This is a genomic window from Paraburkholderia sp. MM5477-R1 (genome assembly GCF_050436385.1).
Lineage (GTDB): Bacteria > Pseudomonadota > Gammaproteobacteria > Burkholderiales > Burkholderiaceae > Paraburkholderia > Paraburkholderia tuberum.
In genome coordinates this window covers 2,037,941-2,063,206 of record NZ_JBNDMC010000006.1, presented here as the reverse complement: position 1 = coordinate 2,063,206, position 25,266 = coordinate 2,037,941, and the positions used below count along the sequence as shown (strand labels likewise).

20 protein-coding genes are annotated in these 25,266 nt (G+C 65.1%); 10 read left to right on the top strand and 10 right to left on the bottom strand.

All coding sequences use genetic code 11. From position 1 onward, the window contains the following. Positions 1 to 15 precede the first annotated feature (15 nt). Both OKW35_RS27920 and OKW35_RS27915 read right to left on the bottom strand, forming a co-directional pair. Positions 16 to 2,637 carry an AAA family ATPase gene (locus tag OKW35_RS27920; protein ID WP_429553711.1) on the bottom strand — a complete coding sequence of 874 codons (2,622 nt, stop codon included), beginning with the start codon at positions 2,635 to 2,637 and terminating at the stop codon, positions 16 to 18. Further along, complete coding sequence (locus OKW35_RS27915; protein WP_429553710.1) at positions 2,634 to 3,839, bottom strand: metallophosphoesterase family protein; 1,206 nt, start codon at positions 3,837 to 3,839, stop codon at positions 2,634 to 2,636. The genes OKW35_RS27920 and OKW35_RS27915 overlap by 4 nt, the downstream gene beginning before the upstream one ends. 213 nt (positions 3,840 to 4,052) lie before the next feature. Between OKW35_RS27915 and OKW35_RS27910 the strand changes: the two genes are divergently transcribed. The 4 genes from OKW35_RS27910 (at position 4,053) to OKW35_RS27895 (ending at position 11,162) form a co-directional block, all read left to right on the top strand. After that, the gene (locus OKW35_RS27910; RefSeq protein ID WP_429553709.1) at positions 4,053 to 5,333 is read left to right on the top strand and encodes a DUF445 domain-containing protein; all 1,281 of its coding nucleotides are present in this window, start codon (positions 4,053 to 4,055) and stop codon (positions 5,331 to 5,333) included. A 296-nt stretch (positions 5,334 to 5,629) separates the two neighbouring features. Continuing rightward, a complete protein-coding gene (locus tag OKW35_RS27905) occupies positions 5,630 to 7,303 on the top strand; it encodes a hypothetical protein (protein ID WP_429553708.1) in 1,674 nt (557 codons plus the stop codon). Between the two features lie 275 nt (positions 7,304 to 7,578). Next, on the top strand, positions 7,579 to 8,793 hold the full coding sequence (locus tag OKW35_RS27900; protein WP_429553867.1) for a UbiA family prenyltransferase: 1,215 nt from the start codon (positions 7,579 to 7,581) through the stop codon (positions 8,791 to 8,793). Between the two features lie 389 nt (positions 8,794 to 9,182). Next, positions 9,183 to 11,162, top strand: a complete 1,980-nt coding sequence (locus OKW35_RS27895) for an AI-2E family transporter (RefSeq protein ID WP_429553707.1) — start codon at positions 9,183 to 9,185, stop codon at positions 11,160 to 11,162. Positions 11,163 to 11,226: 64 nt separating this feature from the next. Here the strand turns inward: OKW35_RS27895 and OKW35_RS27890 are convergent, their stop codons facing one another. Further along, a complete protein-coding gene (locus OKW35_RS27890) occupies positions 11,227 to 12,132 on the bottom strand; it encodes a LysR family transcriptional regulator (RefSeq protein WP_429553706.1) in 906 nt (301 codons plus the stop codon). 114 nt (positions 12,133 to 12,246) lie between these two features. On the opposite strand from OKW35_RS27890, the gene OKW35_RS27885 reads away from it, so the two are divergent. Continuing rightward, a complete protein-coding gene (locus OKW35_RS27885) occupies positions 12,247 to 12,675 on the top strand; it encodes a (R)-mandelonitrile lyase (protein WP_429493935.1) in 429 nt (142 codons plus the stop codon). Further along, positions 12,632 to 13,351: a carboxymuconolactone decarboxylase family protein gene (locus OKW35_RS27880; RefSeq protein ID WP_429553705.1), complete on the top strand. Its 720-nt coding sequence runs from the start codon at positions 12,632 to 12,634 to the stop codon at positions 13,349 to 13,351. Before OKW35_RS27885 ends, OKW35_RS27880 begins: the two co-directional genes overlap by 44 nt. Before the next feature lie 202 nt (positions 13,352 to 13,553). On the opposite strand, the gene OKW35_RS27875 is transcribed toward OKW35_RS27880, so the two are convergent. Beyond that, positions 13,554 to 14,303 (bottom strand): SDR family oxidoreductase, encoded by a 750-nt coding sequence (locus tag OKW35_RS27875; protein ID WP_429403070.1) that lies wholly within the window; start codon positions 14,301 to 14,303, stop codon positions 13,554 to 13,556. Between the two features lie 190 nt (positions 14,304 to 14,493). On the opposite strand from OKW35_RS27875, the gene OKW35_RS27870 reads away from it, so the two are divergent. From OKW35_RS27870 to OKW35_RS27860, 3 genes are all read left to right on the top strand, one after another. Next, entirely contained in the window at positions 14,494 to 16,020 is a 1,527-nt protein-coding gene (locus tag OKW35_RS27870; protein ID WP_184060032.1) for a PLP-dependent aminotransferase family protein, read from the top strand. 128 nt (positions 16,021 to 16,148) lie between these two features. Further along, a complete protein-coding gene (locus OKW35_RS27865; RefSeq protein ID WP_429553704.1) occupies positions 16,149 to 17,885 on the top strand; it encodes an FAD-dependent oxidoreductase in 1,737 nt (578 codons plus the stop codon). 21 nt (positions 17,886 to 17,906) lie between these two features. Continuing rightward, positions 17,907 to 18,101 (top strand): hypothetical protein, encoded by a 195-nt coding sequence (locus OKW35_RS27860; RefSeq protein ID WP_184060028.1) that lies wholly within the window; start codon positions 17,907 to 17,909, stop codon positions 18,099 to 18,101. Positions 18,102 to 18,208: 107 nt separating this feature from the next. Here the strand turns inward: OKW35_RS27860 and OKW35_RS27855 are convergent, their stop codons facing one another. From OKW35_RS27855 to OKW35_RS27845, 3 genes are all read right to left on the bottom strand, one after another. Continuing rightward, positions 18,209 to 19,192: a 2-dehydropantoate 2-reductase gene (locus tag OKW35_RS27855; RefSeq protein WP_429553703.1), complete on the bottom strand. Its 984-nt coding sequence runs from the start codon at positions 19,190 to 19,192 to the stop codon at positions 18,209 to 18,211. A 71-nt stretch (positions 19,193 to 19,263) separates the two neighbouring features. Continuing rightward, the gene (locus OKW35_RS27850) at positions 19,264 to 20,058 is read right to left on the bottom strand and encodes a class II aldolase/adducin family protein (protein WP_429553702.1); all 795 of its coding nucleotides are present in this window, start codon (positions 20,056 to 20,058) and stop codon (positions 19,264 to 19,266) included. A gap of 98 nt (positions 20,059 to 20,156) precedes the next feature. Next, positions 20,157 to 21,356, bottom strand: coding sequence for an aromatic amino acid transaminase (locus OKW35_RS27845; RefSeq protein WP_429553701.1), 1,200 nt, complete (start codon positions 21,354 to 21,356; stop codon positions 20,157 to 20,159). A 193-nt stretch (positions 21,357 to 21,549) separates the two neighbouring features. On the opposite strand from OKW35_RS27845, the gene OKW35_RS27840 reads away from it, so the two are divergent. Continuing rightward, positions 21,550 to 22,491, top strand: a complete 942-nt coding sequence (locus tag OKW35_RS27840) for a LysR family transcriptional regulator (RefSeq protein ID WP_429553700.1) — start codon at positions 21,550 to 21,552, stop codon at positions 22,489 to 22,491. 58 nt (positions 22,492 to 22,549) lie between these two features. On the opposite strand, the gene OKW35_RS27835 is transcribed toward OKW35_RS27840, so the two are convergent. The 3 genes from OKW35_RS27835 to OKW35_RS27825 form a co-directional block, all read right to left on the bottom strand. Next, positions 22,550 to 23,374 carry a helix-turn-helix transcriptional regulator gene (locus tag OKW35_RS27835; RefSeq protein WP_429553699.1) on the bottom strand — a complete coding sequence of 275 codons (825 nt, stop codon included), beginning with the start codon at positions 23,372 to 23,374 and terminating at the stop codon, positions 22,550 to 22,552. Positions 23,375 to 23,474: 100 nt separating this feature from the next. Then, positions 23,475 to 24,602, bottom strand: a complete 1,128-nt coding sequence (locus OKW35_RS27830) for a hybrid sensor histidine kinase/response regulator (protein WP_184060015.1) — start codon at positions 24,600 to 24,602, stop codon at positions 23,475 to 23,477. A 9-nt stretch (positions 24,603 to 24,611) separates the two neighbouring features. Beyond that, positions 24,612 to 25,256, bottom strand: coding sequence for a chemotaxis protein CheB (locus OKW35_RS27825; protein ID WP_429553698.1), 645 nt, complete (start codon positions 25,254 to 25,256; stop codon positions 24,612 to 24,614). Between the last annotated feature and the right edge of the window lie 10 nt (positions 25,257 to 25,266).

The following is a 25,266-nucleotide window of genomic DNA, read 5'->3' as shown; positions in this document are numbered from 1 at the left end:
ACCGGCCCGCCCCGCTCACGCCACCTTCAGATCCTGCACCGCCCGCTGCCTGACGCCCAGGTCGTCCCACAACTCCGGATGGCACGTGAACACCAGAATCTGATGCCGCGTCGCCGCGTCGATCAACGCGCGTTTGAGCGCGTCGCGGCGCGCGGCATCGGTGTGTACCGCGGCATCGTCGAGCATCAGCAGAGTCGGCCGGCCTGAGGCCTGCAAGAGATCCGCATACGCGAGCCGCGTCAGGATGCCGAGTTGTTCGCGCGTGCCGAAGCTGAGCGCATCGAGCAGTTCCGCGCGGCCGTCGCGATCGAGCATCGCCGGAATCAGATCGTCGCCGAGCGCGAGGCTCGACTGCGGAAAAAGCCGCTTCAGGTAGTGACCGACCCGCTCGGTCAACGGCGCACGCAGTTGGGCGAGCGCGGCGTCGCGTTCGTCGACCAGCACTTCGTCGAGCAGACTCAGCGCGCTCGCGCGCAGGCGCAGTTCGTCGTTGCGACGCGTGGCCTGCTCAACCTGGGCTTCGAGCGCGGCAAGCCGTTCGCCGAGGCCCGATGCGCCCATCGTTTCGAGCTGGCTACGCAGCTCCGCGATCCGCAGTTGACGCTCGTGCTGCTCGTTGCGCGCGAGGTCCGCCGATGCGCGATAGCGCTTCGCCTCCGCCACGGGGTCGTCCAGACGCGCCGCATCGAGTTCGCGCTCGCGCTCGCCGCGCTGGTTCTTCAGCGCATCGACCTTGATGCGTTGCTCGACGATATGCGCCTGCCATTGCGCGCGGTTGCGCCGAAACGCCTCGTCGTGCAGCTGCGCTTCTTTGCGCTGCAACTGCGCCGTGAGCGAATCGGCCTTCGCAACGCCGCTGGATTGCGCGCCCGCCGCCTGCGCGAGCACCTTGCGCGCGATCTCCAACGCGTCGCGCGCGATGTCGGCGTTGCGGCGCGCGTCGTCGAGCGGTGGCGCCGCGGACACGTCGGGCAGACTGGCAAGGCGCTCGCTCGACGCCTGCAAGCGCGCCGCCGTCGATGCCAGCGCCGCACGCAACGCATCGATGCCTTGCGGCGCATGGACCTCGAGAATCCTCGCCTGGCTCTTCTGTTGCGCGACCAGCGTTTTCCATTGCTCGTGACGCGCCTGCGCATCGCCCACCGACGCGACGCCGAGCGAGCGCAGCAACTGCGCGTGCTTCGCCTCGAGCGACGCCAGCTCCGACAACCGCGCCGACAGATCGGACACGCCCGGAATCACGCGCAATTCGCCGAGCTTGCCGAGGCCGATGCGCTTTTCATCGTCGACATGCAGCACTCCCGTGCCGCTGATCGTCTGATCGCCGACGCTCAACTCGCCATTCAAGCTGTACTCGATGCGCGTCATCGCCGCTTCGGTCCGCGCGCGCAACACGGTCAATTCGCCGTCGAGCGCGACGAGGCGCTTGAACTGCGCGTCGTCGAGTTCGAGCGCCGCCGCCTCGCGCGCGGCCTGCAACACCGCCGCGTTCGCCTTGTCCGCCTCGCCGATCGACGCTTCGAGCCGCTGGCCCTCCGCCCGATAGAAATCGACCTGGCTGCGCAGATCGGCGGCGGTCACGGCCGCGTTCGCGAGTTCGAGCGCGCGGTTCGCCTCGGCCGATGCCTGCTCGAATTGCGCCACACGGCTTTGCGCCTGTATATGCGCGGTTTGCGCGGCCGCGACCTCGACGCGCGCCGCGTCGAGCTGCTCGCGTTCGCGCGCGATGGCCGCCTCCAGTTCGAGCGCGCCCTGCTCCTGCTGCACCGACAACGCGAGTTCGGCCTCGCCGATCTTCAGCGACTGCGCGAGCCCTTCGAGACCGCGTTCGAGTTGTTCGACCGCCGCGGCACGTTGCTGCGCGAGCGCGGCCTTCTGCTCGTGAAGCTCCCACGGACGCCTGCGCTCGGCGTCGTCGAATGCCTGCTGTTGGGCGGCGAGGCGCGCGATGTTGTCGTCGAACTGCTGGCGCTGCTGTTGCAGCTCGTCGCGGCTCGCGATCAGCGAGGCGAGCTTCTGCTCCGCCTCGGCGAGCGGCCCGGTCGACTTCTGCGTGCGCGCGGTCAGCAGTTGCCGCAGCTCGCGCTGCACGGCCGCGATCAGCGCGTCCTCGCCGCCCGCTTCGCGGCCGCCCGACAGTTGCGTGAGCGCGTCGCGCAGATACTGTGCCGCGTGCCCGGTCGAATCGCGCACCTCCTGCGTGCCGCCTTGCTGCACCCACAACAGACCCGGCACGCCGGCATTTTCGGCTTTCATCGGACCGCGCGCCGCGCGCGAGAAGCCGAGCAGCGCGGCGAGCTTGTCTTCGGCTTCGTCCTCGCTATACACGGCCTGGCCGATCCTCAGCTCGCAACGCTGACGCGACACGAACTGCTTCGACAGACGGCACGCCACACCATCGAGCTCGAAGCTGACCTCGACCGACGGCTGCCCGCTCGCGAGCCCCCACGGCAACAGGTCTTTCAGATGCGACGCCTTGTAGCGTTCGAGGAACACCGTGCGCACCGCCTCGGCAATCGTGCTTTTGCCGGCCTCGTTCGGGCCGATGAACAGATTGAGACCGGGCTGCAGATCGTCGATCACGATCTGCCCGCCGAACTGCCTGAATTCCTGAATCGCGATACGTTGCAGCTTCATGCGGGGGCTCCTTCACGCGGCGCTTCAGGTTGCTGCCGCTCGCGCGTCTGCGCGGGTGGTGCGGCCTGCGAATCGCGTTGCCGCTGGTCGCGCTGAAAACGCGCCAGCAGCAGCAACGCCTCGGCCGCGCGCCGCGCCTCTTGCGGATCGGCCTGCGCGTCTTCCTGCAGGCCGCGCAGCCGCGCCACCACCTTCGCGAGATAGCCGCTTTGCGCGCCGAGTTCGGCGAGATCGTCGGCGGTCGGCAGCACGTGCAGACTGCCCAGATCGGCACGCAACGCGCGCACACGCGCGCGCGCCTGTTCGACCGCGACATGCAGCGCCTCCGCATCGGCGAGCGCCGCGGTGCCGCCGACCTCGATGCGCAGCACGTCATTCGCGCCGAGTTCGGCGAGGCGGGTTTTCAATGCATCGACATCGGTCGGCACCGAAATCGTCTCGTCCCAGCGATGCCACTGGTATTGCCCGACCCGCACCGCGTCGACCTGCGGCACCGCGCCGGGATCGCTGACGGTAACGTCGAGCACGAAGCCCGGCTCGTTCGCGCGGAAACGGTCCTGCTCGTGCGTGCCCGCGTACCACGTGCGTTCGTCGACGCGCAGATGGCCGTGCCAGTCGCCGAGCGCCAGATAGTCGAGCCGCGCACTGGCGGCGCGCGTCGGCGCGATCGGATTCGACGAATCGATGCCGTCTTGCAGAATGCCGCCGACGCTGCCATGCGCAAGCCCCACGCGGTGATAGCCGGGCGGAGTAGCGGTGGAATCGAACAACGCGGTGGTGTCGTCGTAGGTGATGCGCTGCGTGAGCGGCGCGCACAGCAGCGCGCAACGGCACGCGTCGAGCAGCACGACGCCGGCTTCGAGCACGAGGCGCACGTTCGGCGGCACGCAATCGAGCCGCTGCGCGCGGGTCCACACGCTTTCGACGAGCGCCGCGTCGTGATTGCCCGGCAGCATGATCCACGCTCCGGAAAACGCTTGCAGCGCGGCGAACAAACGTCGGATCACGGTGTCCGACACCGTCTGCAGATCGAACACGTCGCCCGCGACGAGCACCGCGTCGACGTTGCGCGCGGCCGCTTCTTCGGCGATGCGGCGCACCGTGTCGAAGCGCGCCTGGGCGAGATGCGCGGCCTCGTCCGGTTCGAACTGACCGAATTGCGTGCCGATCTGCCAGTCCGCGGTGTGCAGAAACCTGATCACTGTGCCTCCATTGCGATTGCGATTGCGTTGCGTCCTCTTGCGTTGATTTCGCCGAGGAGCCCGATCGCGAATGTTACCTTGCCGAAGCGCCGGCGCGTATTGCGCGCGCGTATCCAGGCTGGACGCGCGCGCGGGCCGTACCGCATCATTGCAACCGAACCGGCTGAGCCCGCCGACTTTCCAGCCCCCGCCCGACACGATCAACCGCGCCCGATGGACAAGATCACCGAACTGAAGAAGGCCAAGCGCACGCCTTTACTGCTGCTGCTCGCGGCCGCCTGCGTTTTCGTCGTCGCCGCATTCCTGCCGCGCGGCCTGTGGGTCGACGGCATCAAGGCCGTCGCCGAAGCGGCGATGGTCGGCGCGCTCGCCGACTGGTTCGCGGTCGCGGCGCTGTTTCGCCGTGTGCCGATTCCCCTCGTGTCCGCGCACACCGCGATCATCCCGCGCAACAAGCACAAGATCGCCGACAACCTCGCGCACTTCGTGCAGGACAAGTTTCTCGACGTGCCGTCGCTGGTCGGTCTGATCCGCCGGCATGATCCGGCGCAGACCATCACCGCGTGGCTCAGCGAATCGGCCAACTCCGCGCGCCTCGGCGACTACGTGGTGCGGCTCACCGGCGGCATCCTCGACGTGGCCGACGACGCGCGCATTCAGAACTTCATCAGGGACGGGTTGCGCGACGTGCTCGCGAAGGTCGATCTGTCGCAATCGCTCGGCGCGATTCTCGACACGCTGACGCGCGACGGCCGCCATCAGGAACTGCTCGACACCGCGATCGATCAGGTGATCGCGGTGCTGCGCGAGGCGCCGGCGCGCGAATTCATTGCCGCGCGCATCGTCGATTGGGTGAAAAGCGAGTATCCGACGATGGAGAAGTTTCTGCCGTCGGTATGGCTCGGCGACAAGGGAGCGGAGGCGATCGCGAGCGCCGCGAACCGTATGCTCGAACAGATCGCGCAGAACCCCACGCACGAGCTGCGCGACAAGTTCGACCACGCGGTGCAGAAGCTGATCGTGCGGCTGAAGACCGATCCCGTGTTCCTGCAGCAAGGCGAAGCACTGAAGCGCTATCTGGTCGAAGGCGAGGCTTTCGGCAGCTACGTGAAGGACATGTGGGGCGAGCTGCGTGCGTGGCTCAAGCGCGATCTGCAAAGCGCCGATTCGGCACTGCATGCGCGTGTCGCCGCGATGGGCGCGTGGGTCGGCCGCGAACTCGCGCGCGATCCAGCGCTGCGGCAATCGCTGAACGATCACCTCGAGGAAGCGGCGCGCGCGATGGCGCCGGACTTCGCGCGGTTCCTCACGCGCCATATCAGCGATACGGTGAAGAACTGGCCCGCGCACGAGATGTCGCACCAGGTCGAGATGAATATCGGCAAGGATCTGCAGTACATCCGCATCAATGGGACGATCGTCGGCGGATTTATCGGCTTGTTGCTGTATGTGAGTTCGCTGTGGCTGGAGATGCTGCGGGTGCATGTCGGCTAGCATGCGGATTGGCGGCCCCTACCGGTAGTCTTCCATGCCGTCGATCGGCCGAAGGACGTCGCACTTTTTGACTGATGCGGTTTCGATCGCAGTTTTGATCAAGGAGTGCGCGTCGAGCAATTCTCTGACTCGTGCATGCCGCGTTCGCCAATCACTTCGCATTTCGTCACGCGCAAATCGGACAATGGTCTGTACAAAACGGAAAGTCGAACCAACCGGCGTCCATGTATTCGGGGCCACGTTCCCTCGCCGCTTGCCCGATGTATTATTAGCCATCCTACTTACGTCGACTGGCTATGTCCGAGAAGCTGACACGCAGTGTCGAGGGGAGAGTTGGAGCCACCGGGCTCCTCTTCGTCGTCGCGTATGCGGCGCTTTCGTTGACAGCGATAGCGCTGGTCGGCCCTTATGGCTGGGACGACGGCGCCATCACTATTGCCTATGCGCATACACTCGGGCGACACGGGGTATTCGCGTTGACATCAGCTTCGGCGCCGGCCGAAGGTACGTCAACTTTGCTCATGACGGCAATGTTGGCGATAGGGCAGTGGATGATGCATCCAGGCTTTCTGGATGCGATCATGACGGCGCAGTTGCTCTCCTTCATCGCACTGAGCGCTACTCTGGTGCTCGTGTGGCGCGCACTTGAACCGTGCCTGCCGAGCCCAACGCATCGCCTCATTGTGGTGTGCTTGCTGGGGCTGCTGCCAGCCTGCCAGGCCGAGATCATCAATGGCGTGGAAATGCCGGTCTTTGCGTTGCTGCTGTTTGCGTTCGTGCTCTCCTGGCGCGCGCGATCGACACTCGCCTATGCACTGTTGCCGCTTCTGATGCTGACTCGCTTCGAGGCGGTGTTCTATCTGGGATTCGCGCTTGGCTGGATGGTCGTGTTTTGCCCGCAGGATAGGCCGCATGCCATTCGAATGTGCGTCTGGCTCATGCTTTGCTTTCTGCTGATGACAATCTGGAGGTATCGTGTCTTCGGCACGCTATTGCCGAATACCATCCTGGCCAAGCTGCAAATGCCCTACAGTAAAAAAGGCTGGGACGGCGTATTGGTAAAGCTGCGCGGTCTCAAGGATTTCCTTTTCGTGAATGCCGCGTTTCTGGCTGGCATGTACCTGAGCCGGAAGGGAGAGAAAAAGCGGCGTCTGGATCCGATGCCTGTACTTCTAATATTTTCTTTTGCCGTATTCGCGCTCGTATCGGGAAAAAATTGGGGGTATACCGGGCGGATGTTCATGGCCGTGGTTCCCCTTTTCGTCCTTTCTCTCGCAGAACGTTTTGCGAATATGCGTCAACCATATGTATTTCGTGGGCTTTTGCTGTGCCTTTCTGGAACTTTCCTGTTCAACATTGCGTTGCTGCGCGACAACGTCGACACGGTAATCCTTGGTGCGGCGATGCGTGGCGTGCTGCCCGCTGCGCTGAATGCGGCGGGAGACGCGGCCCGAAAAAGAGCGTGGCACGATTTCCCCGGTGACTGGCGCGGAATTACGCCAGCGAACTACGCGATGACGGGTGCTTCGGTTGATCATCTGCGCGAGTATCTGGGGCAACCGACACTCAAGTTCATGACGCCAGACGTTGGTGGCGCCGCACTGTGCTGCGAACATCTGGACATTCTGGATTCGGCGCTGTTGACCAACCCATCGCTGGCGCGTCGCGGGTATGCAGGGTTTGCGGACTATCTGAGCAAGGAACGTCCGGAAGTCATCGAAACACATGGCCTTTGGAGCAGCAACAGCGGGATATACTCCGTCGCCGAATTCCAGACGGACTATCTGCCCGCGATTTACAATGGGACGCTTTTCTGGCTGCGTCATGACGTTTTGGAGCGTCTGGTTGCTCGCGGCGTGGCGGCCGATCCTGTTCGCCCGGGGAGGTTGCTTGATATTCGCTATGTGGGAGACAGTCGAGACGCCTGGTATCTGATGCGATTTCCCGCTGTGACGGTACTCAGTCGGTGAACTTCTGTCGGCTTGGAAGCTGTTGCGAGCGCCCCCACGGGTAGCAACGGTTCGACGAGGGACCACAGTTCGTCGGGTATGCATTCTCTGAGCTTCGCCTCATATCGCAACAAACCGAGACAGAATAGTACGGAAGGTCTGCTGAACCCGTTTCCTGACCACTCGGATGCTGTTCAGCAGCTTCCCGCCAATGCGCGCTCTACACAACTAGAGGCTCGGTTATCAATAAAGTGAGCGCACCGGACCTATCTGTCTCTTGATAGCGATCTCATGCGATTCGCCTGATTGATTTCCTGAAGCGTGAGCGATCGAGCGGTCGCGACCTTTACCTGTGCACGGCAGGCGATCAACGCTTTGCAGAACAGATCGCTTCGCATTTCGGCTTCTTCAAAGGCGTGATGGCGAGCAACGAGCTCCGAAATCTATCAGGCGCTAGCAAAGCCGGCGCCTTGACGGCCGAGTTCGGCGTACAGGGTTTCGACTATTGCGGCGATTCCCGCGCTGACGTGCCCGTGTGGAAGCAGGCCCGCAAGGCAATCGTCGTTGGAGGAAAAAGCATCCAGGCTGCGGCCTCCAAAGGCAATCACGCAACGGTCGTGTTTGATAGCAAAAAACCGCTCCTTTGGCTCGTCATCAAAGAGATGCGCGTCTATCAATGGGTGAAGAATCTCCTTATCTTCGTGCCGCTTCTCGCCTCGCACCGGTTTGCCAATGTCGAGGCACTGAGCGCCGACGCAATAGCCTTTGTTTCTTTCTCTTTCTGTGCGTCGTCCGTGTACCTGCTAAATGACATGCTCGACCTCGATGCAGACCGGCGTCATAGCCGAAAGCGCGAGCGCCCCTTCGCATCCGGTGAACTGCCGCTTGCCGCGGGCATCTTTCTGATGTTCGTTCTGATGCTGGCATCGGCAGCCCTTGCCGCCCTGCTGCCGGTAGCGTTTCAACTCGTGCTGGTCGGCTATGTGGCGATGACGCTCGCGTATTCATTCCGCCTCAAGCGGATCATGCTGGTAGACGTGTTCGTGCTGGCTGCACTGTACACCACCCGTATCGTGGCTGGAGGAGCTGCCGTTGATGTCGTACTCTCCGACTGGTTGATCATGTTTTCGGTCATGATTTTCCTCAGTCTCGCCATGGTGAAGCGTTGTACAGAGTTCGACAAGATGCAGCGAGAGGGCAAGGGCTCCGCAGCGGGCCGGGGCTATCTGACTGCTGACATGAACATTCTTCGCTCATTCGGATCGGCCTCGGGCTATGTTGCAGTGCTAGTCCTTGCGCTTTACATGAAATCCACCGACGTGACGGTGCTGTACAGCCATCCCCATCGGCTGTGGATACTGTTTTGCCTGCTCCTGTACTGGATCAGCCGCGTCTGGATGGTTGCATTTCGCGGTGAGATGCACGACGACCCGATCGCCTACGCAATAAAAAACCGCTCCAGCCTTCTGACCATTGTGCTGTGCGTAGTTGCAGTGCTCATTGCGATCTAGCCCGCGACGCATGTTGCGTGACCGGCGCACGCGTTCATCGTGTCGCATGTCGGAATGTGTCGATAAGTTCGACAGCCGCTGACGCCATGTTGCCTTTGGTGACCCTGGCATGCGTCGCCCTTCGCTCACGGTCTCGCCGTTGGGTGTTGGCGTTCTCGAGTTCGAGCGTCAAACGGTAGCCAATCCTACTGTGCAGGCGGCGTACGTCGTACCAGCCCTCCTGGAACCAGACGATGCGCGGCCGGCGATCTGAATCGGCCTCTTACCGGTCGCCGCGACGTGGCAAAGCACCCCCACCCCATCAAACCACCTACAATTCGGGCATCTGTCTTGCTGAGGACCAGTGCTCCGCTCGGTCGTCAACGCGTCCCAACCGGAATTCTGCTTACATGAAAATATCGCTACCGCCACCGCAGGGGCGGCCCAACCGCGTTTACCCGCCGGGCACGCCGGGCCTGCATGGCCTCGTGTCGCTGATCACCGGCGTGGTGGTCGTGTGCGGGCTGTACTTCGGGCGGGAGGTACTGATTCCGATCACGTTATCGGTGCTGCTGAGCTTCCTGCTCGCGCCGCTCGTGCAGATGCTGCGGCGTCTGCACATGGGCCAGTTGCCGTCGATCTTCATCGCGGTGCTGTTCGCTCTCGCCTCGCTGCTCGCGATCGGCGCGCTGATCGGCGCGCAGCTCGTGCAGCTCGCGGACGCGCTGCCGCAGTACCAGGAAGCGATCGAGCAGAAGATCGAAACCGTGCAGGAAAAGACCGTGGGCCGCGCCGACGCCCTGATGAGCAGCGCTGCCAGCGCGCTGCAGCGCGTGGCGCCATCGCGCCCCGCGCCGCCGCGCCCGACCGGCCGCGCCGCGCGCAACGCGCCGCAGGTGCCGCAACAGGTCGAGGTGCACGAGCCCGCGCCGACGCCGGTGCAACTCGCGCAGCGCGCGCTGACGCCGGCCATCGCGCCGATCGAGACGACCTTCATCGTGCTCGTCGTGACCATCTTCATCCTGTTGCAGCGCGAGGATTTGCGCGACCGTCTGATCAGCCTGTTCGGTTCGCGCGACCTGCACCGCACGACTACCGCGATCAACGACGCCGCCGGGCGCCTGTCACGCTATTTCGTCGCGCAGCTCGGCGTGAATCTGAGCGCGGGCGGCATCATCGCGATCGGGCTCGCGATCATCGGCGTACCGGGGGCGCTGCTGTTCGGCGTGATCGCCGCGCTGCTGCGCTTCGTGCCGTACATCGGCATCTGGATCGCGGCGATCCTCGCATTCTTTCTCGCGGCCGCGATCCAGCCGCAATGGACGATGGCGGTCCTCACGCTGATCCTGTTCATCGTCGTCGACGTGGTCGCCGGGCAGATCGCCGAGCCGCTGCTGTACGGTCATCGCTCGGGCCTGTCGCCCCTCGCGGTGGTGGTCGCGGCGATTTTCTGGAGCTGGCTGTGGGGGCCGATCGGCCTCGTGCTGTCGACGCCGCTCACGCTGTGCGTCGTCACGCTCGGGCGCTACGCGGACCGGCTGAATTTCCTGACCGTGCTGCTCGGCGATCAGCCCGCGCTGACGCCCGCGCAGAACTTCTATCAGCGCCTGCTCGCCGACGATCCGCACGAGGCGATCGTGCAGGCCGAACGGCTGCTGCGCGAGATGTCGCTGATCGACTACTACGACAAGGTCGCGCTCGAAGGCCTGCGGCTCGCGCGCAACGACGCGCAGCGCGGCGTGCTGATGCCCGACCAGTTGCAGCGGATCAACGACGCGCTCGTCGATATCGTCGAGAACCTCGATATTGCCGAAGGGCTGCGCGATTCGCTGTCGCCCGCCGAACCGGCGGACGCGGGTAACGCGCTGCTTGCCGGGACGCCGGACCTGGCGTCGCCGGGCGCGGGTGCCACGGAGCGATACCGCAGCGATCTGCTCACGCGCTCGCAACAGCCGGACGGAGCGGGCAAGGCCGCGGTGTTGTGCGTGCCCGGCCGCGGCGCGTTCGACGAAGTGACGACCGCGATCGCTGTGCAACTGCTGAACCGCCAGGGCTTCGCGCCGCTGATGGCGACGCACTCGGGCTATCGCAGCGCACGCGCCGATGAGCCGAGCTTCAAGGACACGTCGATCATCTGCATCGTGTCGCTCGACGCGCCCGAGTCGCCGCTGTACCTGCGCAACATGCTGCGGCGCACGCGCGAATGGCGGCCACGCGCGACGCTGGTGGTCGGCGTCGGCGTCGGCGACGCGCCGGACGGCAGCGTCGAACTCGATGCGGGCGGGGAACTGCATGCGTCGCCGACGTTCCGCGCGATGATCGAGGCATGTCACGCGGCGACGGCTGGGCAGCCCGTGCGGCAGCCGTCGCAGACGGCCAGCGCCGGCTGAGGCTGGGTAGGCTGACGCCGTGACCGCAGTGGTGAAAATCTGCGTCGTGATCGCCATTTGCCGGTCACTGCGCTCGACGCTGATAACCGCTCTTCAATGCGTCCACCACAAGCTCGACTGCCCGGGATGATTTGCGGCGACTTGGATAATAGACGTGATGTCCGACGAACGTGGGAAACCAGTCTTCCAGCACCCAATTCAAGCGCCCGGCCCGGACATGCACCTCGGCCAGGTCTTTTGGCACGTACGCGAGCCCAAACCCGCCAAGCGCTGCGTCCATCATCTGGTAGACACTATTGAAGGTGAGCTGCCCTTCGACCCGCACCTGCAGTTCTCGCCGCCCCTTCCGTAGCTCCCACGGCAGCAGTGAATCTCGCGTTGGCAATCGGAGATTGATGCAGTTGTGCAGCGTTAGATCCTGCGGCGTCTTCGCCGGTGCGGTCGATTGCAGGTAGCCTGGAGAGCCCGCGATTGCCATCGTCATATCAGGCGCGATTCGCACCGCGATCATGTCTTTGGCCACCTGGTCGCCTAGCCGCACGCCGATGTCGTACCGATCCGCGACGATGTCGGCTAACCCGTAGTCATTGAGCAATTCAATCTTCAGGTCCGGATACTGGCGCAGCAACGGTTGCAGACGCGGCCAGACGTACGAGTTTGCCGCGTAGTCGGTGGTCGTGATCCGGACAGTTCCGCCTGGGCGGCTCGTCATCGCGCGCAAAGAATCGACCTCCGCTTCGATTTCCTGAAAGCGCGGTGCAATCGCCGCCAGTAGCCGTTCGCCTGCCGCCGTCAACGAGACACTCCGGGTAGTGCGCATCAGTAACTGAAGGCCCATCCGCTTTTCAAGGCCGGCAACCGTCCGGCTCAAGGCCGACTGCGAGACTCCCAGTTGCGCGGCCGCCCGCGTGAAGTTGCGCTCACGCGCGACGTTCATGAAGCCGACCAGATCGTTGAAATCCTCTTTCAATTAATGCTCCACAGCATAAGGGCATCCCGATATTGCGATCTAGTCGCATCAATTGCCAGGAGTTAGATTAACAGCAGTGGCATATCGCCCCGACGATACCGACGAGGAACAGTCATGGAATTGAAACGCGCGGGCTCCCAGCCCTCGAAGAAAGGCCCTGAAGAATGGTTGACGGGCACGGTGCGGCTCGACCCGCTGAACGCTCCGCCTCCGCCGGCACGCGTTTCGTGCGCGAGCGTCACTTTTGAGCCGGGAGCGCGGACTAACTGGCATACCCACCCGCTCGGCCAGACTTTGATCGTTACGGCCGGCTGTGGCTGGACCCAGTGCGAAGGCGAGCCGCGCGTCGAAATCCGGGCTGGTGACGTGATCTGGTGCCCGCCTGGCCACACGCATTGGCATGGCGCAACTTCGACGACCGCGATGACACATATCGCCATTCAGGAAGCGCTCGACGGCAAGAACGTCGAATGGCTGGAGAAGGTCACGGACGAGCAGTATGAAAAGGACTGGAAACATGCAAGATCCATTGTCACAAGTTGATCTCACTCCCGTTTCTCCGGCATTCGCGCGTTATACGAACCAGACCGTGCTCGGCGGCCTCTGGAAGAGGCCGCGACTGTCACCGCGAGACCGGAGCATCGTGACGCTGTCGGTGCTCATCGCCCGCAACCAGACCATCGAGATGCCTTTCTATCTCCGGTTAGCGCTGGATAGCGGTGTGAAGCCTGCCGAGATTTCGGAAATGATCACGCACCTCGCCTTCTATTCCGGCTGGGGAAATGCGACCGCGGCGGCTGTCGTCACGAAGCGTATCTTCGATGAACGTGACATCGGTATCGATCAGGTCCCTCGGGCCGACGTCGAGCCGCTACCACTGAACGAAGTCGCAGAGCAACAGCGTGCGCAGGCGGTCGAGCAAAGCTTCGGGTCGGTCGCTCCCGGCGTTGTTCAGTACACGACCGATGTGCTTTTCCGCGACCTTTGGCTGCGTCCAGGACTCGCTCCACGCGACCGGAGCCTGGTCACGGTGAGCGCCCTGGTTGCCAGCGGTCAGGTTGCGCAGATTCCGTATCACCTCGGCCGTGCCATGGACAACGGTCTGACGAAGGACGAGGCGTCCGAAATGCTGACGCAGCTCGCCTTTTACGCAGGCTGGCCGAACGTCTTTTCGGCGATGCCCGTGTTCAAGGATGTATTCGCGAAGCGAGCGGCATAAACGTCGATGCAGGATCGTCCACCGGTTGGGAAGCCGCGTTTTTCCAACCGAGGTGGAAGCTCGTCGGCCCGGATGCTGCACTGGCACCGCGGAAGCTCGAACAAACATCAGTTAGGGACCGCGTCTTCACTTCATACCGGTTCTCGAACATATTCGCAGACATGCTGATTCTGCTTTCGCATCGACCTGAAATCACCCCTTTTCAGTTTGCAGTTTGCGCCAGCCACTGGTCCAGGCTCACGCGGCCGATTCGCGCCTCGCCGAGCGGTACGAGTGACTGTTCCTCGACGCGGCCGCCGTAATAGCGCGCACCCTGATCCGTCACAACAGGGCGCGGGTCGCTGACGGACTTCAGATAACGTCTGATGATGGCGGCAAACGGTTCACGGTCCGGGCCCGCGATATCGACTGTGCCGTTCAGTGGCGTGGCGAGAGCGACCTGCGCGAGGATCGCTGCGACGTCGTCCGCGGCTATCGGCTGGAACAGTCCGTCCCCAACGCGCACCGTCCCGCCTTCTGCGCCGGAATCAGCAATCGCGCCGATGAATTCCATGAACTGGGTCGCGCGCACGATCGTATAGGGCACGCCCGCCGCTTCAATCGCCTCTTCCTGCGCGACCTTGGCAACGAAATACGCATTTTCCGGCGTGCGGTCGCAGCCGACGATGGAAAGCGCGACGTGATGGCGTACCCCTGCAGCCACTTCGGCTTTGCCGAGGTTGCGCGTCGAGGTGCGGAAAAAGTCGAGCACCGCCTGAGGCTCCCAGGAAGGGGCGTTCGCCACATCCACTACGACGTCCGCGCCCGCTAGCGCGTTGCTCAGACCTTCCCCCGTCACGGCGTTCACACCGGTACGCGGCGACGCAGCAAGGGCCTCATGACCCGCCTCGCCGAGCAGCGTGACGAGGCGCGAGCCGATCAGGCCGGAACCACCGATTACGACGATCTTCATGGCACATTCTCCAGATGAGAGTCAGTTGACACGGGCAGGCGGCTGGCGGCCGTTGCATCGCGGGAAAGAACTCGCCGCCGTCGCATCGTGTGAGGCTATTGTGAGAAGATCATGAACTATCGAAAAGTGCCAAGAATTGTCGATCGGACCAGGACATCGTGATTCCGGTCTGCTTGCCGGCAAGACCGTGATGACCGTATCGCCTACCGCATTCACCGTCGATATCGATCGGCAGCTCCAGTTGCCGATCTACCTGCAGATCTGCGCGCGCTTCAGAACCGCGATCGCCGCAGGGCATCTGCGTCCAGGCGATCGCGTGCCCGCGCTGCGCAGCCTCGCTACGCAACTGAACACGGCGCGCGGCACGGTTGAACTGGCATATACGGTCCTCGTCGACGAAGGCTACCTCCAGATGCGCGGTGCGGCTGGCACGTTCGTGTCGCCCTCGCTGCCCGCTTCAGTGACGCGCTCGCGTACGCAAAGCACAAAGAGTTCGAACGGCACGCAGAGCGTTAAACCGGCTACCGCAGCTCAGACGCCAGGCGAATCGCACGGCGCTCAACCGGCGCCGCGCCAGCTTGCCATTGCCGCCGCCATGAGCGGCGAGCCCCGGCCGTTGCAACCCGGGCTGCCCGCGCTTGACGCGTTTCCGCTCAAGGTTTGGAATCGTCTCGTTTCGCATCGCGCGCGCAGCGGCGAGCGCGCGATGCTCGCGTACCCGGATCCTGTCGGCTACCGGCCGCTTCGCGAACACATCGCCACGTATCTTGGGCTGTCGCGCGGGGTGACCTGCCTGCCGGACCAGGTGTTCGTGACGGGCGGCTACCGTGCGACGCTCGAGCTCGTGTTGCGCAGTCTCGCCCGCCCGAACGACAGCGTGTGGTACGAAGATCCGGGCTATCTGCTCGCGCGCGGTTTTCTCGCCGAAACCGGCGTGCAGCTCGTCGCAGTGCCGGTGGACGAAGAAGGGATCGACGTCGAACACGGCATACGGCTGGATGCGCAGGCGCGCTTCGCGCTGGTCACGCCGTCGCACCAGAGCCCGCTCGGGCACACGTTATCGCTCCGCCGACGCATGGCGTTGCTGGGCTGGGCAGAGCAAGCGTCCAGCTGGATCGTCGAAGACGATTACGACAGCGAGTTCCGCTATCTGGGCCGGCCATTGCCGGCATTGAAGAGCCTCGATCGTCGCGATCACGTGATCTACTGCGGCACATTCAGCAAGGTGATGTTTCCCGGCTTGCGGCTCGCGTATGCGGTGGTGCCGGAGCGGGCCGTCGAGCGCGTCGGGCGGGTGGCGCGCAGCATGAACGCCGGATCGCCAACCGTGTTGCAGGCCGCTTTGGCCGACTTCATCGAGCGGGGGCATTTTGCGCGACATCTGAAGCGCATGCGTGCGTTATACGCCGAGCGGCGCGTGCTGATCGTGCGCGCGTTGGAGCAGGCGTTCGGCGAACGGCTGATCGTCGAACTGCCGCCAGGGGGAATCCAGTTCGCGGCACAGTTCGTCGAGGGCCCTGATGGCCCGGTCGACGACGTCGCGGTTGCGGCGCGCGCCCGCGAAGCGGGGCTCGCCGTTCTGCCGCTCTCGGTCTGGTACGCGAATGCTCGCACGCGTAGCACGCCGCGTGGCGTTGTGATGGGCTTCGCAAACATCGCCAACGCAGGTGAAGCGGGCCACCTCGCGCGGAGCTTGCGCGCCTGTCTGGACGGCTAACGAGCGGCGAAGGTCCAGGTCTCTACCACTCCTCACGCTCGCGCGCGGCGCTGTACCCAAAATGAGGACAGCCGCGCGCGAACGCCGACGCATACTGCACCGATAACGCAAGCAAACTGGAGACACGCATGACCCGCCCGTTCAAGCCCTATCCGTTCGCCCCGCGCCGCTATCCGGCCGTGGTGCCGCCGCTCATCGACGGACGCGATCCACAAACGCGCGCCGTCGCGATCGTCGGCGGCGGTCCGGTCGGCATGACGCTCGCGCTTGCACTCGCGCGCCAGGGCGTGCGCTCGGTGCTGATCGAGGCGGACGACAGCGTGTGCACCGGCAGCCGCGCGATCTGCATCTCGCGACGCAGCCTCGAAATCTTCAAGCGGCTCGGCGTCGTCGACGGTTTTCTGCAAAAGGGGCTGGCGTGGACCGGCGGGCGCAGTTTCTATCGCGACACCGAGGTGTTCCGCTTCGCGATGCATCAGGACGACGAGCAGTCGCTGCCGCCGATGATCAACATCGCGCAGTATCAGATCGAGCAGTTGCTGCTCGATGAGATCGAACGGCACGCCGATCTGATCGACGTGCGCTGGCAAACGCGTGTGACGGGCCTCGAGCAACGGCCGCAGGGCGGCGCGAGCTTGACCTTGCGCAGCGCCGATCCTGCCGATCCGCAAGGCAAAAGCTGGCAGATGGACGCTGCGTGGGTCGTCGCCTGCGACGGCGGACGCAGCACGATCCGCGACCTGCTCGGGCTGAAGCTCACAGGCACGACCTACGAAGGCCGCTACGTGATCGTCGATATCGAACTCGACAGCACGCGCGCGACCGAACGGCTCGCGTACTTCGATCCGCCGTCGAATCCGGGCTCGACGGTGCTCGTGCACAAGCAGCCTGACAACGTGTGGCGCATCGACTATCAGTTACGCGACGACGAAGACCCCGACGCCGCCGTGCTGCCCGGGAACGTGATACCGCGCGTGCAAAACTTGCTCGACTCGATGGGCGAAGCCGGCGCGTGGTCGCCGATCTGGATCACGATCTACAAGGCCAATGCGCTGACGCTCGAACGCTATCGGCATGGCAGCGTGCTATTCGCGGGCGACGCCGCGCATCTGGTGCCGATCTTCGGCGTGCGCGGCGCGAACTCCGGCATCGACGACGCCGACAATCTCGGCTGGAAGCTCGGCTGCGTGATCAATCGGAGCGCGTCGCCAGCGCTGCTCGATAGCTATAGCGACGAACGTGTGTACGCGGCGCGCGAGAACCTGAGCTACGGCATGAAAAGTACCGAATTCATGGCGCCGCCGACCTTCGCGTTCGACTTGCTGCGCACGGCCGTGCTCGGGCTCGCCGAGCGCCATGCGGCGGTGCGGCCGCTGATCAATCCGCGCCAGACGCATGCGATCGCGTATCGGCAATCGCCGCTGAACTTCGCAGGCGACGGAGCCGATGCGTTCGATCGCGGCCCCGCGCCGGGTACCGTGCTGCCCGAGGGCAGGCTGCTCAAACAATCGCAAGATGGCGCACGGCTCGGCATTCATCTAACCGATCTGCTCGGACCGTGCTTCACGGCGCTGCGCTTCGACGCAGACCTCGCGAACGATGATGACGCGTGGCGGCAACTGCAAAGCACGCTAGCCAGCCGGGGCATTCCGTTCAACGTGATCGATATCGTCACGGCCGAAGCGCAATCGGCAAACAGCCCGCGAGCGATCGACCCAACCGGCCGCCTGCACGACATGCTCGACGCACGGCCCGGCACCGTCTATCTGATCCGCCCCGACGGCCACGTACTCGCGCGCTGGCGCAACGGCAGCGCGGCGGCCGTTCTGCGCGCGCTCGATGCCACGCTGGCACAGCAGAACTAACGCGCAAGGACCTTCGACATCATGACCGATTCCGATCTCGACCTCGTCTATACGACGCTGTGCAACACGCTGACCCACGAAGGCGAGGCGCAGGCGTCGCTGTATCTCGCGCGTCTCGCGCTCTTGTGCCTGACCGAACTCGACGACTCGCGGCGCGCGTTGTCGTTGATCGAAGCGGCGAAGCTGCCGGTTGCCGCCACGGCCTGGCGCGGGTAAAAAAACCGCCTCCCTGGAGGCGGTTCGCTAGAGGCGGTAACGGCAATGCCGCAGCAGTGCGAGGGAATTACAGCCATCACAACAAAACGGGCGCTGGCAGACCGACCTCACTGCCTCGGATACAAGCCCAACGTACTCGCATGCAGCCGCGCGAGTCCGAGCAACGCATCCGTATAGGGCGTCGGCACGCGCGTCAGTTGCCCGAGTTCGCGCACCGCGCCGACCAGCGCATCGAGTTCGACCGCCTTGCCGGCCTGCACGTCCTGCAACATCGATGTCTTCATCGCGCCGAGTTTCAGCGTGACCGCGTGACGGTCGTCGGGCGCCTGGTCGATCGGGATGCCGAAGCGCGCGCCGATTTCCTTCGCCTCCAGCATGATGTGCGTGACGAAACCGCGCACGAGTTCGTCGCCGAGGATCCGGTCGGTCGTTGCGCCGGTGATAGCGCTGACCGGGTTCATCGTCATGTTGCCCCATAGCTTGAACCACACGTCGCGCTGGATCTGCGCCGAAGCCGTTGCATGGAAGCCCGCCGCCTGCAACAGCGCGGCGAGCAGCTCGACACGCTCGCTCGGCTTGCCCGACGCCTCGCCGACGATCAGCCCGTTGCCCTGGTGATGCCGGACCACGCCGGGCGCGTCGATCAGGCAACTGGCATGCACGACGCAGCCGACCGTCTGCGCGGCCGGGATCGCGGCGGTGATCGCGCCGTCGGGATCGATCGTCTTCAGGCGCTGGCCGGCGAGTTCGCCGCCCAGGCCGTCGCAGAACCACCACGGCACACCGTTCATCGCCGTCAGCACGATCGTCTCGGGGCCGAGCAGCGGTTTGATATGCGCGGCCACAGTCGCTATCGCCGGGCCCTTCACCGCGATCACGACGAGTTCCTGCACGCCGAGATCGGCCGGCTTGTCGCTCGCCTTCACCTGCTCGGCGTAGATCACGCCGCCTTCGATCAGCCGCAGACCATGCTGGCGCACCGCGTCGAGCGTCGCGCCGCGCGCGACCACGCTGACCCGATGGCCCGCCTGCGCGAGCTTCACTCCCATCCAGCCGCCGATCGAGCCGGCGCCGTAGATCGCTACTTTCATCGCCTGAGTCCTTGCCTGTTGCTGTGATTATTGCAGCGTTGATTGTCGCGCTCTTTTACGCGTGGCTTCAATCATTGCCGGAAACTCGCATCGATCCGGTCGACCCGCCGCACCAGCGCATCGAACACGTCCTGCCCGGCGCCGTGGCGCGGATCGAACTGCAGCGCGTCGCGCGAGCAGCGAATCGCGACCTCCTCCGGCACCGGCCGAGCGCGGCCCATCGAGAACGTCGCCACCTGGACTTCGCACGCGCGATTCAGCGTCCACAGAATCGCGAAGGTCTGCGGCAACGTCCGGCCCCACGATAGCAGACCGTGGTTGCGCAGGATCACCGCCTGCCTGTCGCCGATATGCGCGAGTAGCCGCGGCCCCTCTTCCGCATGAATCGTGATGCCTTCAAAGTTGTGATACGCGATCCGGTCGTGCAACTGCGCGCTATAGAAGTTGGTCTGCTGCAGGCCCTCTTCGAGGCAGGCGACCGCGACGCCCGCCGTCGTATGCGTATGCATCACACAGTGCGCGTCGGGCAAGCCCCCGTGAATCGCCGCATGCACCACGAAGCCAGCCGGATTCACCGGATACGGCGAGCCGTCGAGCACGCGCCCCTGCGCGTCGATCTTCACCAGATTGCTTGCGGTCACTTCGCTGTAGTGCAGCCCGAACGGATTGATCAGGAACTGGCGCTCCGGGCCGCTGACGCTTTCGGGCACGCGCAGCGTGATGTGGTTGTAGATCATCTCGGTCCAACCGAGCAGATCGAAAATCCGGTAGCAGGCGGCGAGTTGCACGCGCGCCTGCCATTCGTCCGGATGCATCGCGGCCGATCTGGGCGGGCTCGCCGGTTGCGCTTCGAGGGTCGTGGCCATCGTCGGTGTCTCCAAGTTTGTCGTTGTGACGGCGCGCCCGTGCGCGCCGCCCATCATATTCACGCGTGCCGCAACAGCGGCCCGAGCGCCGGAGCGCTTCAGGCGCCCGACACCACCGCCGCGATCGACGACGCGACATAGTCCGCGTTGCGCGCGTTCAGCCCGGCGACGCACATGCGGCCCGAGCGCAGCACGTACACCGCGTATTCGTTGCGCAGACGCTCGACCTGGCTTTCGGACAGGCCCGTATACGTGAACATGCCGCGCTGCGCGACATAGCGCGCGCGCATCACTTCATCGACGCGTCCGTCGAGCCCCGCGTGGATCACCTTGCGCATCGCCAGAATGCGCTCGCGCATCGCGCCGAGCTCGGCTTCCCACGACGCGCGCAGCGTCGCATCGGCGAGCACGTTGGCGACGAGGCGCGCGCCGTGCGTCGGCGGATTGCTGTAGTTCGCGCGCACCGCCGACATCAGTTGGCCCGCCACGCGCGCCGCTTCGTCGGCGCTCTTGCAGACCACGCTCAACGCGCCGACGCGCTCGCCGTAAAGCGAGAAATTCTTCGAGAACGAGTTCGCGACGATCAGCGGCACGTTCGCGTCGGCGAGCAGGCGCACCGGCGCGGCGTCTTCTTCGAGGCCCGCGCCGAAACCCTGGTAGGCCATGTCGACGAATGCGATCAGCTTGCGGCGCTCCAAAACCGGCACCAGTTCCGCCCATTGCGACGGGCTCAGATCGACGCCCGTCGGGTTATGGCAGCACGCGTGCAGCAGCACGATGCTCTTTTCCGGCAGCGCGTCGATTGCGGCGAGCATTTCGGCAAAACGCAGGCCGCCCGTTTGCGCGTCGTAGTACGGATAGGTGTTGACCGTGAGGCCCGCGCCTTCGAACACCACGCGATGGTTTTCCCAGCTCGGATCGCTGATCCACATTTGCGAGCCGGGGAAATAGCGCCTCAGGAAATCGGCGCCGACCTTCAGCGCGCCCGAGCCGCCGAGCGTTTGCAGCGTCGCGATCCGGCCTTCGGCGCGCGCGGCGCTGTGGGCGCCGAACACGAGCGCCTGCGCAGTGTCGCGATAGAGCGGCAGACCCGCCATCGGCAGATACGAGCGCGGGCCGATCGCGTCGAGCAGCGCGGTTTCGGCGCGGCGCACCGCGTCGATCACCGGCAGCTTGCCGGCGTCGTCGAAATAGATGCCGATGCTGAGGTTGACCTTGTTCGGCCGGGGGTCCAGCTGAAAGTCTTCGTTCAGGCTCAGAATCGGGTCGCCCGGATAGGCGGGAATATGGTCGAACATGACGGGTCCTTGAAGACGGCCTCTGCAGGCCTGTTGTAGCGGTCGTCCGCGCGCCGCGGGACGACAGGGCAAATCTTTAGTCTAAGCGGGTTTGCCGGGCCAAGTCGACCCGCACGAGTGTCGGTCGTCGACGCGCCGCGCACAATCAATCGATTTTTTCATGATTCGTAAGTTTTTCTTTAGAATCGATCGTATGCCTCTTACCCGCGTCACGATCCGTCAATTCGAAGCGTTCCTCGCCATCGTCGATCTGCACAGCATCGGCGCGGCGGCGCAGCGGCTCGGGCTGACCTCGTCGGCGGTCAGCCAGTTGCTTGCCGAACTCGAAACGGAGCTCGGCTTCCGGCTGTTCGATCGCACCACGCGGCGCGTCGCGCTGTCCAGCGCGGGGCAGGACTTTCTGGCGTCGGCCGAATCGGTGCTGCGCCACGTGCGCGCAGCCGCCCAATCCGCCGACGATATCCGCAACCGCGCGGCCGGCATCGTGCGGGTCGGCGCGCCGCTCGTCATCGCGTCGACGGCGCTGCCCGCGGCGATCGCCGAATACGCACGCGACAAGCCGAAGGTGGTCGTGCGCGTCTGCGATACCGTGGTCGAGCAACTGGTGGAGCGCGTCGAGAGCGGCGACATCGATCTCGCGATCGGCCCGGACCGGCAAAGCGGGCCGCGCGTGCGCTCCGAGCCCGCGTTCGCGAGTCCGTGGGTCATGTGGTGCTCGGCCGCGCATCCGCTCGCCGCGCGCCGCCGCGTGCAGTGGCAGCATCTGCGCGACGTGCCGATCGTCGCGACCGGCCGCGACCACGAGCGCGCGGTCGACCAGATGCTCGCCAATCTGCCGGTCGAGGCGCGCATCATTCCCGTCGATGTCGTCGACAACGTGACCACCGCGTTCGGCCTCGCCGCGCAAGGTCTGGCGGTCACGCTCGCGCCAGCCTATGTCGCACCGCTCGCGCGGACCTTCGGGCTCGTGATGAAGCGCATCGTCGAACCTGAAACGATTCGCGAGGTGTGCGTGTATCGATCGACCGAGCGTGCGCTGTCGCCATCGGCCGACGGCTTCGCGGATTTCGTGATGCCGTGGTTGAAACGCTGGGATCGGGAGGCGCAGGCCGAGGCGCGGGGTAAGCGGAGTTGAAGCGAACTCGAAGCGCGATGCGACGGGCGCTGCGGCGCGAGTTTCGACAGATGTGCAGCTAGGGCTGCATACACAACGCGAACAGTTGCCGCTGATTAGAAATCCCGAGCCGCGCGTACGCGCGCTTCTGGTACGTGACGACGCTCGCCGGCTTCACGCCCATCTGCCCGGCGATCTCAGCCGCGCTCGCGCCATCGAGCGTGCCACGCAACACATCGAGCTCGCGCGGCGTCAGCGTCGGACATGCGCGCCGCACGCGCGCGAGCATCGCCGCACCGGTGCCCTGCTGATGTTGCCCGTTCAGCGCGTATTGGCCCTTCGCCGCATGCGCGAACAGCGGCGCGACGCTTTCGATCCGCTCCAGTTCGCCCGGCGCGAACACGCCGTACGCGCGGTCGCGATACAGGTTGATCGACAGCCACACGCTATCCGCCGGCTGCACGAGCAACGACAGCCGGTCGGATACGTTCGGCTGCGCGTAGCAGGCCGCGCGATACGCTTCGTTTTCGATTTCGTCGCCGCGCTGCTGATGCAGCACCAGCGCATCGCGCAAAGCGGTGCGCCGGCTGTGGTTCGATTGACCGATGATCGCGCGATTGCCGTCGAGCGCATAGAAATGCGCGGCGTAGCGTTCGGCGATGTCGCGCAGAAAATGCCCGCCCCGATGGTCGGCCGCCGACACCGTACGGGGTCGCGCGTCGAACTCATACGCGAAGATCGTGCACTGTGAGACGGGCAGCGACAACGTTTCGCCAACCGTCAGCAGAATGCTCGCGGCGAGCGCGTCGGCATCCGGGTGGGAGATCGCCATGACGAGGTCGGTGGCGCGCGCGGTGCTGATCTGACCGCTGCGCTGCGGTGATGCGAGGCGCCAGGAACGCATGATGGGGATTCGTGCTTGCGCTGCGTGAATTGGGTTGCGGCAAGCGTAGCACAGCGGGCACGCGGTGGCCCACCGGCGTGATCGCCGGCCTGGCGATGCTTTATCGCCGGGTAAACGCCCCCCGCTGCAACGCGACCGTCCTCGGCAATTCGATCGTAAAGGTCGTGCCGGACTCGTCCGTGGATACGACGCTGACGTCGCCGCCATGCATGCGCGCGATCTCCTGCACGATATGCAGACCGAGCCCGAGCCCTTCGCGTGAGCGCGCGCCGTTGCCGTTCGACGCGAACGCCTTGAACAGATGCGGAAACAGCTCCGCCGGAATCGTGCCGCGATTGGACACCTTCAGGCGCACGCAATCCTCGGCGTCGCCATCGACCTCCACGCCGATATCGCCCTCCGGCGCCCCATGATGCAGCGCGTTGCTGACGAGATTCGACACCGCCTGCCACACGAGATCGGTATCCCACGCGCCGGCCGTATTGCCGGTGCAGGTGAACACGATCTGCTTGCCGCTCTTCTGCGATGCGAATTCGTCGATGACCGAGCGGCACAGCGTCGCGAGCTCGATCGAGCGCGGCTGCAACGGCAGACGTCCGCCTTGCAGGCGCGCGAGGTTCAGCAGCTGATCGACCATCCGCGCCATGCGCAGGGCGCTGTTCTTCACGCGCGCGGCGACGGTTGCGGCCTGCTCGTCGGCGGCCGTGCGCATCAGGTATTCCGCCGACGCCAGCACCGCGCCGAGCGGCGTGCGCAGATCATGGCTGAGCACCGCCATCAGCATTTCGTTCGCTTCGAGCATCTGGCGCGTCGTCACCAGTTGCGCGGCGAGCTCGCGCTTCTGCTGCTCCAGCTGCACGAACACGTCGACCTTCGACTGCAGGATGCGCGGATCGAACGGCTTGTACAGGAAGTCGACCGCGCCCGCCTCATAGCCACGGAACGTGCGCGACGCGTCCTGCGCGGTCGCGCTCAGGAAGATGATCGGCACGTGCGACGTGCGCGGGCTGCCGCGCATCAGCGCGGCCAGCTCAAAGCCGTTCATGCCGGGCATATTGACGTCGAGAATCGCCAGCGCGACTTCGTGCTTGAGCAGCAGATCGAGCGCGGCGGTGCCGCAGTCGGCGACCAGCACCGCGACGTCGGGCCGCGCGAGCAACGCTTCCAGCGCGGTGATGTTGTGGACGATGTCGTCGACGATCAGGATGTTCACAGGTGAGTTCGTCATGGCACCGGATCAGAGGGAAGTCGGCAGCGCGGCAAGGCGCTTCGCCAGGGTTGCGGGATTGTAGATCGCGTCGGCCGCGCCGCGCTCGATCGCCGCGCGCGGCATCTCCGATGCACCGGCGCTGCCGGGGTCCTGCACCCACGCGGTGCCGCCGAGCGCGCGCACGCGTTCGAGCCCCTGCGCGCCGTCGTCGTTGGCCCCGGACAGCAGGATCGCGAGCAGCCGCTCGCCGTACACCGCGGCGGCTGATTCGAACAGCACGTCGATCGACGGCCGCGAGAAGCGCACCGCCGCAGCGGTCGACAGCGCGACTGTGCGGTCCACTTCGACGAGCATGTGATAACCGGCCGGCGCGACGTACACGCGGCCCGGCAGGATCAGCTCCCCCGCATCGGGTTCGAGCACCGGCAGCGCGCAGCGATGCGCGATCGCCGGCACCAGATAGCTCGGCGAATCGGGCGGCAGATGCGCGACGATCATCACGGCTGCCGCGAAGCGCGCGGGCAGCGCGGCGAGCAGCACCTTGAGCACCTCGATGCCGCCCGCCGACCCGCCGATCACGACCAGTTGATAGCCGCGCCGCGCGTGCGCCCGCGCGGCGGTGCCGGCGTCGGCGGCCTGGGTGGGCGGGGGTTCACTGGTCGAGCGTGGCATCGCGACCTCG

Bases quoted from the DNA above. Each gene is read 5' to 3' on its own strand.
- OKW35_RS27920 (WP_429553711.1), bottom strand. From the start codon at position 2,637: ATGAAGCTGCAACGTATCGCGATTCAGGAATTCAGGCAGTTCGGCGGG.
- OKW35_RS27910 (WP_429553709.1), top strand. From the start codon at position 4,053: ATGGACAAGATCACCGAACTGAAGAAGGCCAAGCGCACGCCTTTACTG.
- OKW35_RS27905 (WP_429553708.1), top strand. From the start codon at position 5,630: ATGTCCGAGAAGCTGACACGCAGTGTCGAGGGGAGAGTTGGAGCCACC.
- OKW35_RS27895 (WP_429553707.1), top strand. From the start codon at position 9,183: ATGAAAATATCGCTACCGCCACCGCAGGGGCGGCCCAACCGCGTTTAC.
- OKW35_RS27885 (WP_429493935.1), top strand. From the start codon at position 12,247: ATGGAATTGAAACGCGCGGGCTCCCAGCCCTCGAAGAAAGGCCCTGAA.
- OKW35_RS27880 (WP_429553705.1), top strand. From the start codon at position 12,632: ATGAAAAGGACTGGAAACATGCAAGATCCATTGTCACAAGTTGATCTC.
- OKW35_RS27875 (WP_429403070.1), bottom strand. From the start codon at position 14,303: ATGAAGATCGTCGTAATCGGTGGTTCCGGCCTGATCGGCTCGCGCCTC.
- OKW35_RS27870 (WP_184060032.1), top strand. From the start codon at position 14,494: ATGACCGTATCGCCTACCGCATTCACCGTCGATATCGATCGGCAGCTC.
- OKW35_RS27865 (WP_429553704.1), top strand. From the start codon at position 16,149: ATGACCCGCCCGTTCAAGCCCTATCCGTTCGCCCCGCGCCGCTATCCG.
- OKW35_RS27860 (WP_184060028.1), top strand. From the start codon at position 17,907: ATGACCGATTCCGATCTCGACCTCGTCTATACGACGCTGTGCAACACG.
- OKW35_RS27855 (WP_429553703.1), bottom strand. From the start codon at position 19,192: ATGAAAGTAGCGATCTACGGCGCCGGCTCGATCGGCGGCTGGATGGGA.
- OKW35_RS27850 (WP_429553702.1), bottom strand. From the start codon at position 20,058: ATGGCCACGACCCTCGAAGCGCAACCGGCGAGCCCGCCCAGATCGGCC.
- OKW35_RS27845 (WP_429553701.1), bottom strand. From the start codon at position 21,356: ATGTTCGACCATATTCCCGCCTATCCGGGCGACCCGATTCTGAGCCTG.
- OKW35_RS27840 (WP_429553700.1), top strand. From the start codon at position 21,550: ATGCCTCTTACCCGCGTCACGATCCGTCAATTCGAAGCGTTCCTCGCC.
- OKW35_RS27835 (WP_429553699.1), bottom strand. From the start codon at position 23,374: ATGCGTTCCTGGCGCCTCGCATCACCGCAGCGCAGCGGTCAGATCAGC.
- OKW35_RS27830 (WP_184060015.1), bottom strand. From the start codon at position 24,602: ATGACGAACTCACCTGTGAACATCCTGATCGTCGACGACATCGTCCAC.
- OKW35_RS27825 (WP_429553698.1), bottom strand. From the start codon at position 25,256: ATGCCACGCTCGACCAGTGAACCCCCGCCCACCCAGGCCGCCGACGCC.